Genomic DNA, 8,385 nt, shown 5'->3' on the forward strand with positions numbered 1-8,385 from the left:
CCCGGCTCACCCCAGCCGCACGTCCGCCGCCGCGACGACCTCGCCGAGCCGCGGGAAGTCCAGTTCCACCGAAGCCCGGTGCTCCTCCACCGTGAGCGCGGTCATCGCGTCCTCGACGAACACCACCCGGTACCCGTGGTCGCCTGCCGCCCGGGCGCTCGACTCCACGCCGAGGTTGGTGGCGATCCCGGTGAACACCAGGGTCTCCACGCCCCGCGCCCGGAGCAGCTCGTCCAGACCCGTGCCCTGGAAGGCTCCGATGGTGCGCTTCACCACGACCTCGTCGGCCACCGCCGCGACCTCCGCGAGCAGCCCGCTCCCCGGCGGCTGCTCGGTGACGTTCGGCCGCTCGACCCGGACCGCGACCACGGGCGCACCCGCCGCCCGGAACTCCCGGGCCAGCTCCAGCGAGGCCTTCACCACCTCCGAACCGGTGCGCGGCGCGAGCGGGTTGGCGACGATCCGGTCCATCAGGTCGATCAGGACCAGGGCCGTGCTGCGGGGGTCAAGGGTGGTCATGGGGGGTCACGCTAGTCCATCGGACGACTGGCGCCATCGGACGACTGGCCCGTCGGCGCCGGGGCGCCCTCCGCCGCCTCCCGCGCGATCTCCGTCCGGAACCCCTCGATCAGCACCCGCAGCCCGTACTCGAAGTCCGCGTCGTGGTCGGTCATCCGCAGCACGTCGACCGCCTCGCGCAGCAGCGGCAGTTCACGCAGCACCTCGTCCGGGAACGGCGGCCGGTCGCGGTCCGCGGCGTCCTGCCGCCAGGCCTGCTCCTCGGTGACCCAGCCCATGATGTACCGGTCGACGGTCAACAGCAGCCGCAGCGCCGTGCGCGGGCGCAGCCCGGCCCCGCAGAGGGCGCTCAGCTGGGCCTCGACCGCCGGGAGCTCGTCCTCGGTGGGCAGGGTGCCGGCGTGCACCCGGGCGCCGTCGCGATAGGCCAGCAGGGCGTTGCGCTTGGCGCGGGCGTCGGCGGCGATCCACTCGGGCCAGTGCGCCGGGTCCGGCTCGCGGTCGGGCGGGAGGGCCTCGGCGAGCATCGCCTCCGCCATCAGGTCGAGCAGTTCCCGCTTGTTCTTGAAGTGCCAGTACAACGCCGGTGACTGGACGCCGAGTTCACGGGCGAGCCGGCGGGTGGTCAGCCCGTCGATGCCCTCCTCGTCGAGCAGGCGCAGCGCCGTGCGCACCACTTCGTCGCGTTGCAGCGCCATCCGATCCGCCTCCTGGTCATCCGCTTGCCAGACCACCTTATCGCCGATAAGTTCCCTCACTGGAATTTATCAGCGATAAGGACGGTCGCCGCGACGCCGACGGCCGCGAAGGGATCACCCCCTCATGACCACCGGACCGAACACGACGGACGGAACGGACCGCTTCCGGTCCCGACTGCTGCCGAACACCGCGCCCTGGCGGTCCTCCCGGGACTTCCGGCTGGCCTGGACCTCCGGCACGGTCACCCTGCTCGGCTCGATCTTCACCATGACGGCGATCCCGCTCCAGATCGCCGACCTCACCGGCTCACCGCTGGCCGTGGGCGCGGTCGGCGCGGTCGAACTCGTGCCCACCATCCTGTTCGGCCTCTACGGCGGCGTCCTCGCCGACCGCGCCGACCGCCGCACCGTCGCCCTGGTCACCGAGATCGCACTGGCCGCGCTCAGCGCCCTGCTGCTGGCCAACGCGCTGCTCGGCGCCCCCGCCGTCTGGCCCCTCTACGTCGCCGCCGGAGTGGCGGCGGCGCTCCAGGGCATCCAGCAGCCCTCGGTCGAGGCGATGGTCCCCCGGTTGGTGCCCCAGGACCAGCTGGTGGCGGCGGGCGCCCTGCTCTCGCTGCGCTGGAGCATCGGCGGCGTGGCCGCGCCTGCGGGGGCCGGACTGCTGATCGCCACCACCGGCGTCCCGGCGGCCTACCTCGTCGACCTCGGCACCTTCCTGCTCTCGATCGCGCTGCTCGCCCAGGTCCGGCCGGTCCCCTCGGCGCGGGACGCCGAGGCACCACAGCTCACCGAGCTCCTCGACGGTGCCCGGTACGCGGCCCGGCGACCCGACCTGGTGGGTACCTACCTGGCCGACCTCGCAGCCACCGCCTTCGCCCTGCCCACCGCGCTCTTCCCCTTCCTCGCCGCGGACCTGGACGCCGGCTGGGCGCTCGGCCTGCTCTACTCGGCCAGTGCGGTCGGCAGCCTGATCGCCGCCGCGACCGGCGGATGGGCGGAGCGGGTGCACCGCCACGGCCGACTGGTCCTGCTCTCCGCCGCCCTGGTCGGCGCGGCGACGGCCGCGGCCGCCTTCGCCCCGGGCCTGTGGGCCGCCCTGTTCTGCCTGACCGTCGCGGGCGGCGCGCACTGGATCGGCGACACCTTCCGCAGCGCCATCTGGAACCAGTCCATTCCGGACGAACTCCGGGGCCGCGCAGCCGGGTTGGAGATGCTGATCGGCTCCGCCGGCCCGGCCCTGGGCGACCTGCGGGCCGGCGGGCTCGCCGCCCGGCAGGGCATCCGGGCGGCCCTGCGCACCGGCGGCCTGCTCTGCCTCGGCAGCTCGGCCGCGCTGTCCGCCGCGATCCCCGCGCTCTGGCGCTACGACCAGCGGGCGCACCGCACCGAGCCGACCGGGGCGGAGCCCACCCCGTGACCCGCCAACCGCACCGGCCCCACTCCATGACGCACCAACCGCACCGGCCCCGCACCGTGACGCACGCGCAGAGCCGGCCCCACCGCACGAACCGCCACTCAGTCCAGGACGAGCGCCGCCGCGTGCCGATCGATCAGCTCCCCCAGCCGCCGGACGTCCTCGGTCCCGCGCTTGGGCAGCATGGTCACCACCCCCGTCTCCTCGCTACCGCCCAGCAGCAGGAACATCCCGGGCGTCTCCAGGTGGTAGCACTGGTCCGGCCAGCCGAGCTCGGTGACCGAGGCCGCAGTGCTCACGACCACCCCGTAGTCGTCCAGCACGACCCGGAACTCACCCTTGTCCGCCACCACCCGCATCACCCGCCGCACCCGCAACCCGGGCAGCGCGAGCACCACCAGCAACGCGAACACCGCCAGCAGCACGGCCGGCAGCAGCGCCACCCCGCCGACAACGGCGAGCAGCCCGGCACCCGCCGTCGCGCCGGCGGCCATCACGTACGTGGCACGCCGCGCCCGACGCCCGGCCACCGTGCGCCGGGCCCACGCCGCGAACGCCTCCCGGAAGTCGGCGGCCGTCGGGGTGTAGCGAACCTCGACCGACGTCACCGCCCCCTCACCCGCACTCACACTCTCGCCCTCCGGTCCCCGTACGCACAACTCCTGACGGCTTTTCCGCCGTATCGTAGCAAAGGCCGTACGTACCCGACCCGATCGCGTCCGCGGCCTCCCGGCCCGGCGCCTACGCTCCCGGACTCACACCGTGAGCGCCCGCGCCGACGCCCGGATCGGCTCCGGCAGCTCCGTCCACCCCCGCAGGTACCGGTCCACCGCCGCCGCCACCGCCCGCCCCTCCGCGATCGCCCAGACGATCAGCGACTGCCCGCGCCCGGCGTCCCCCGCGACGAACACGCCCTCCGTCGCCGTGGCGAAGCCGTCGTCCCTGGCCAGGGTTCCCTCCGGCCCGGTGGCGAGGCCGAGTTGGGCGAACAGCCGGCGGTCCGGCTCCGGCCCGGTGAAGCCCAGTGCGAGCAGCGCCAGCTGCGCCGGCAGGCTCCGTTCGGTGCCCGCCCGCGGGTTGCGGTCGACCGGCCCGGCCTCGGCGAAGCGGACGGCGGCCAGCCGGCCGTCCGGGCCGGGCTCGAAGCCCACGGTGGCCGCCTCGAACACCCGGGGCCCGGCCTCCGCGGCACAGGACTCCTCGTGCGAGGTGGTCTCCCGGTACACCTTGGGGTGCACGGGCCAGGGCTGCCCGGAGGCCCGGCGCTGCGGCGGACGCGGGTTGATGTCCAGCTGGGTGACCGAGGCTGCGTGCTGGCGCAGCGCCGTCCCCAGGCAGTCCGCCGCCGTGTCCCCACCGCCGACGATCACCACGTGCCGCCCTTCGGCGGACAGCGGCGAGGCCGGGCAGTCGCCCTCGTCCACCCGGTTCGCCCAGGTCAGGTACTCCATCGCCTGGTGGACCCCGGACAGGTCCTGCCCCGGTACCGGCAGGTCCCGGCAGGCGGTCGCGCCCACCGCGACCACCACCGCGTCGTACCCGGCCCGCAGCTCCTCGCCCGGGACGTCCCGGCCGACCCACACCCCGGTGCGGAAGGCGGCGCCCTCGGCCCGCAGCTGGTCCAGCCGACGCTCCAGCCGGTGCTTCTCCAGCCGGAACGGCGGGATGCCGTACCGCAGCAGCCCGCCCGCGCGGTCGGCCCGCTCGTACACCGTGGTGGCGTGCCCGGCCCTGGTCAGCTGCTGGGCGGCGGCGAGCCCGGCCGGGCCCGAGCCGATCACCGCGACCCGCCGCCCATCGGCCCGCTCGGGCGGCCGGGGCCCGTCCCAGCCTGCCTCCCAGGCCCGGTCGGCGATCGCCAGCTCCACGTTCTTGATCGTCACCGCCGCGCCGTCGATCGCCAGCACGCAGGCGCTCTCGCAGGGCGCCGGGCAGAGCCGCCCGGTGAACTCCGGGAAGTTGTTGGTCGCCAGCAGCCGCGCCGCAGCCGCCCGCCAATCCGGTCCCGCGTCCGCTTCCCCGCCCGTCCCCGACTCCGCCACCAGCCGGTTCCACTCCGGCACCAGGTTCCCCAGCGGACAGGCGTTGTGGCAGAACGGCAAGCCGCAGTCCATGCACCGCCCGGCCTGTCCGCCCACCATCGGCAGCAGGGACCCCGGCCGGTACACCTCCCGCCGGTCCCCCAGCCGCTCCCGCGCGTCCCGCCGCGTGCGCTCCGCGCGCGGGGTGGTGAAGAAGGCCATCCGGTCTGCCATCGCGGCCTCCGGTAGGGCGTGCCGACACGGACCAGGCGGCTCACCCGGCGGCGCGCCACCGTGTGGCCACCGTACGCCCGCGAAGCACCGCGCGAAAGAGGCAGCGGTCCCGGACCGGCCCGGGATACCGCGGCCCCGCCCGGAGGCGTCGTGAGCACGCCAGGGAGAATCTCCGCCATGACCCACACCGTGCTGATCGCCGAGGACGACCGGGCCATCCGCGACTCGCTCGCCCGCGCCCTGATGCTGGAGGGCTACCGGGTGCGGATCGCCGCCGACGGCACCCAGACCCTGGCCGTCCTCGCCGAACAGCGCCCGGACGTCCTGGTGCTCGACGTGATGATGCCCGAGCCGGACGGCCTGGAGGTCTGCCGCCGGCTGCGCGCGGCAGGTGACCGCACCCCGGTGCTGATGCTCACCGCCCGGGTCGAGGTCCCGGACCGGATCGCCGGCCTCGACGCCGGCGCCGACGACTACCTGGTCAAACCCTTCGACGTGGACGAGCTGTTCGCCCGCCTGCGCGCCCTGCTGCGCCGTCGGCCGCCCGAGCCCGCCGCCGAGGTGCTGACCGTCGCCGACCTCCGGATCGAGCCGTCGGCCCGACGGGCCTGGCGCGCCGCCCGAGAGCTCGAACTCTCCCGCACCGAGTTCGACCTGCTGGAGCTGCTGGCCCGGCACGCCGGCGCCGTCCTCGACCAGGCCACCCTGTACGAGCGGATCTGGGGCTACGACTTCGGCCCCGGCTCGAAGAACCTCGCGGTGTTCATCGGCTACCTGCGCCGCAAGCTCGACCGCCCCGGCCTGCTGCCGCTGATCCACACCGTCCGCGGCGTCGGCTACACGCTGCGCAAGCCGTGAGCGGGCCGGTGCCCCGCCGACCGCGGCGGACACGCCTCCCGCGCCCGGGCCTGCGCACCACCCTCGCACTGGCCTTCGCCGCGATCGCCGCGCTGGTCGCGGTGCTGATCGGCGCACTCGGCTACCACGCCGCCGCCAGGCTGATCCGGGACGACGAGACCGCCGACTTCACCGCCGCCGTCGACTCCGTGGACCGGCAGGTCGAGCGGCAGGTCCTCCTCCCGGGCGACTTCGCCGGTCCGAGCGGGCTGAGCGACGACCTGGTGCGCCCGATCCGGGTCACCACGCAGTCCCTCGACCCCGACGGCCGGGTGCTGCCCGGCACCGCCCGGCTCGACCTGCCGCCGACGCCGGCCGACCACGACCTCGCCCACGCCGAGCAGCCCGGCCGCACCTCCACCGGGCTGCGCCACTGGCACGGCGACGCCTACCGGGTCGGTGTGGTGTCGCTCGGCGGCCGGCGCGGCGCGGTCCAGATCATCCAGCAGGTCGGGCCCACCGAGAAGCTGCTGACCGCCCTGCGGACCCGCACGGTGGCCCTGGTGGCGGTCGTCGCGGTGCTCGCAGGCGGGGCCGGCCGGCTGCTCGCCCGACGGATCACCGGACGGCTGGTCCGGCTCACCGACGCGGCCGAACTGGTCGCCACCAGCGGGCGGTTGGACGTCCCGGTGCCCGCCGCCGGAACGGACGAGGTGGGCCGGCTCGGCCGGGCCTTCGACCGGATGCTGGTCCGGCTCGCCACCGCCAAGGAGAACCAGCGCCGGCTGGTCCAGGATGCCGGGCACGAGCTGCGCACCCCGCTGACCAGCCTGCGCACCAACCTCTCGGTGCTCCCCGGTCTGGACCGGCTGCCACCCGCCGAACGCGCCGCGCTGATGGCCGATCTGGCCGAGGAGGCAAGGGAGTTGACCCAGCTGGTGGAGGAGCTGGTGGCTCTCGCGGCGGACCGCAGGGCGGACGAGCGGCCGACCGAGGTGGTCCTCGCCGACGTGGTCCGGCAGGCCGTCGCCCAGGCCCGGCGGCGCAGCGACCGGGAGATCGTGGTGGACGCGGACGGGACCGTCGTCACCGCCCGGCCGGACGCGCTGGCCCGCGCGGTGGGCAACCTGCTGGACAACGCCGCCAAGTTCGACCCGGCCGGGACGAGCCCGATCGAGGTGGTGGTGCGCGGCCGACGGGTGGAGGTGCGCGACCGCGGCCCGGGCATCGACCCGGCCGACCTCGACCGGGTCTTCGACCGCTTCTACCGGGCCACCGCCGCCCGCAGCCTGCCCGGTTCCGGACTGGGCCTGGCCATCGTGCACGAGGTGGCCCGCTCGCACGACGGGACGGCCTTCGCCGCCAACCGGGAGGGCGGCGGCGCGGTGATCGGTTTCACCCTCGGTTCCTGAACGGGCCCGGCCCCGAAGGGGGCGCGCCGGGGCCCGCCCTGTCCGGCACCGCGTCAGACGGCGGCCAGCAGCCCCCGTCCGAGCCAGTCGGCGTCGTCCCGCACGCCGGGCAGGACGAAGAAGTACCCGCCGCCGGTCGGCGAGATGTAGTCCACCAGCGGCTCGCCGACGAGCCGGGTCTGGGTGGCCTCGAACTGCCGCACCACGTCCTGCTGGTAGCAGCAGAACACCAGGCCCATGTCCAGGTTGCCCGTCTGGTCGATCCCCCGGTCGTAGTTGAAGCCCCGGCGCAGGATGCGCGAGTCGTCGGTGTCGGCGGTACGCGGGTTGGCCAGCCGGATGTGCGCGTCGAGCGGGATCGCGGTGCCGTTCGGGTCCTTGGCGTAGTCCGGCGCGTCGGTCTCCCGGACGCCGTCCAGCGGCGCGCCGGTGTCGCGGCGGCGGCCGAACATCTTCTCCTGCTCGGTGAGGGTGACGCGGTCCCAGAACTCGATCAGCATCCGGATGATCCGGATCACCTGGTAGCTGCCGCCGGTCGCCCAGGCGGGCTCGCCCGTCCCGTCGGTGACCCAGACCAGCCGGTCCATCTCGCGCCCGGATCCGGTGTCCGGGTTGACGATGCCGTCCTTGAAGCCGAGCAGGTTCCGCTGCGCGCCGTCCGGGCGGGACTGGTTCTGGAAGCCGTCGATCCGCCAGAGGATCTGCATGGCGCCCCGGGTGTGCCGGGTGATGTCGCGCAGCGCGTGCAGCACGGTGTCCTGGCGGTCGGCGCAGATCTGCAGCGAGAGGTCGCCGTGCAGTTCGGCGGCCTGGAGGTTGTCGTTCGGGAATGTCCTCATCGGCGCGAGCCTGACCGGTTTGGCCTTGGCCAGCCCGTAGCGGTCGTCGAAGAGCGAGGCTCCGACGCCGACCGTGACGGTCAGGTGGTCGGTGGGAACGGTCGGGCCGAGGATGCCGCTGTCCGAGGGCGGCGCACCGACACCGAGGTCCGGCGGGGTGCCGCCGGCGGTGAGGAAGCGGATCCGCTCGGTCAGGGTGCGGAACAGCTGTTCCAGCCCCGTGCGGTCCCGGGCTATCACCTGGCAGGAGACGAAGGCCGCGAAGCCGGGGGCCGGGGTGGTGATGCCGGCCTGGTGGGTGCCGTGGAACGGGACCGCCCCGCTCCTCTCGTGCTCGCCCTCCCCGGCGGCGGCCGGGCCGGCGCCGAGGGTGAGGGCGCCGCCGGCCAGGACAGCCGCTCCGGCGCC

Annotated in this window: 8 protein-coding genes; 3 read left to right on the top strand and 5 right to left on the bottom strand. The window is 75.0% G+C overall.

Features of this window, described 5'->3' with window-relative positions; all coding sequences use genetic code 11:
- Positions 1-6 precede the first annotated feature (6 nt).
- Together KS423_RS09665 and KS423_RS09670 are read right to left on the bottom strand one after the other, a co-directional pair.
- Positions 7-519, bottom strand: a complete 513-nt coding sequence (locus tag KS423_RS09665; RefSeq protein WP_224277240.1) for an isochorismatase family protein — start codon at positions 517-519, stop codon at positions 7-9.
- Positions 520-530: 11 nt separating this feature from the next.
- Positions 531-1,217: a TetR/AcrR family transcriptional regulator C-terminal domain-containing protein gene (locus tag KS423_RS09670; protein ID WP_224277241.1), complete on the bottom strand. Its 687-nt coding sequence runs from the start codon at positions 1,215-1,217 to the stop codon at positions 531-533.
- 124 nt (positions 1,218-1,341) lie between these two features.
- On the opposite strand from KS423_RS09670, the gene KS423_RS09675 reads away from it, so the two are divergent.
- Positions 1,342-2,637, top strand: coding sequence for an MFS transporter (locus tag KS423_RS09675; protein WP_224277243.1), 1,296 nt, complete (start codon positions 1,342-1,344; stop codon positions 2,635-2,637).
- Positions 2,638-2,735: 98 nt separating this feature from the next.
- Here KS423_RS09675 and KS423_RS09680 read toward each other — a convergent pair whose 3' ends face one another.
- Together KS423_RS09680 and KS423_RS09685 are read right to left on the bottom strand one after the other, a co-directional pair.
- The gene (locus KS423_RS09680) at positions 2,736-3,242 is read right to left on the bottom strand and encodes a hypothetical protein (RefSeq protein ID WP_224277245.1); all 507 of its coding nucleotides are present in this window, start codon (positions 3,240-3,242) and stop codon (positions 2,736-2,738) included.
- Positions 3,243-3,389: 147 nt separating this feature from the next.
- On the bottom strand, positions 3,390-4,889 hold the full coding sequence (locus KS423_RS09685; protein ID WP_224277247.1) for a glutamate synthase subunit beta: 1,500 nt from the start codon (positions 4,887-4,889) through the stop codon (positions 3,390-3,392).
- Positions 4,890-5,066: 177 nt separating this feature from the next.
- On the opposite strand from KS423_RS09685, the gene KS423_RS09690 reads away from it, so the two are divergent.
- The gene (locus tag KS423_RS09690) at positions 5,067-5,747 is read left to right on the top strand and encodes a response regulator transcription factor (RefSeq protein ID WP_224277248.1); all 681 of its coding nucleotides are present in this window, start codon (positions 5,067-5,069) and stop codon (positions 5,745-5,747) included.
- A gap of 8 nt (positions 5,748-5,755) precedes the next feature.
- A complete protein-coding gene (locus tag KS423_RS09695; protein ID WP_224277250.1) occupies positions 5,756-7,138 on the top strand; it encodes an ATP-binding protein in 1,383 nt (460 codons plus the stop codon).
- Between the two features lie 53 nt (positions 7,139-7,191).
- Here the strand turns inward: KS423_RS09695 and efeB are convergent.
- Positions 7,192-8,385: iron uptake transporter deferrochelatase/peroxidase subunit (efeB, locus tag KS423_RS09700; RefSeq protein WP_224277252.1), on the bottom strand; the 1,194-nt coding region annotated here is incomplete at its 5' end.

Origin of the sequence: Streptomyces sp. LS1784, assembly GCF_020103755.1 — a bacterium.
In the GTDB taxonomy this organism is placed as follows: Bacteria; Actinomycetota; Actinomycetes; order Streptomycetales; family Streptomycetaceae; genus Kitasatospora.

Coding starts and splice junctions, on each gene's coding strand:
- KS423_RS09665 (WP_224277240.1), bottom strand. CDS start 519: ATGACCACCCTTGACCCCCGCAGCACGGCCCTGGTCCTGATCGACCTG.
- KS423_RS09675 (WP_224277243.1), top strand. CDS start 1,342: ATGACCACCGGACCGAACACGACGGACGGAACGGACCGCTTCCGGTCC.
- KS423_RS09685 (WP_224277247.1), bottom strand. CDS start 4,889: ATGGCAGACCGGATGGCCTTCTTCACCACCCCGCGCGCGGAGCGCACG.
- KS423_RS09670 (WP_224277241.1), bottom strand. CDS start 1,217: ATGGCGCTGCAACGCGACGAAGTGGTGCGCACGGCGCTGCGCCTGCTC.
- KS423_RS09690 (WP_224277248.1), top strand. CDS start 5,067: ATGACCCACACCGTGCTGATCGCCGAGGACGACCGGGCCATCCGCGAC.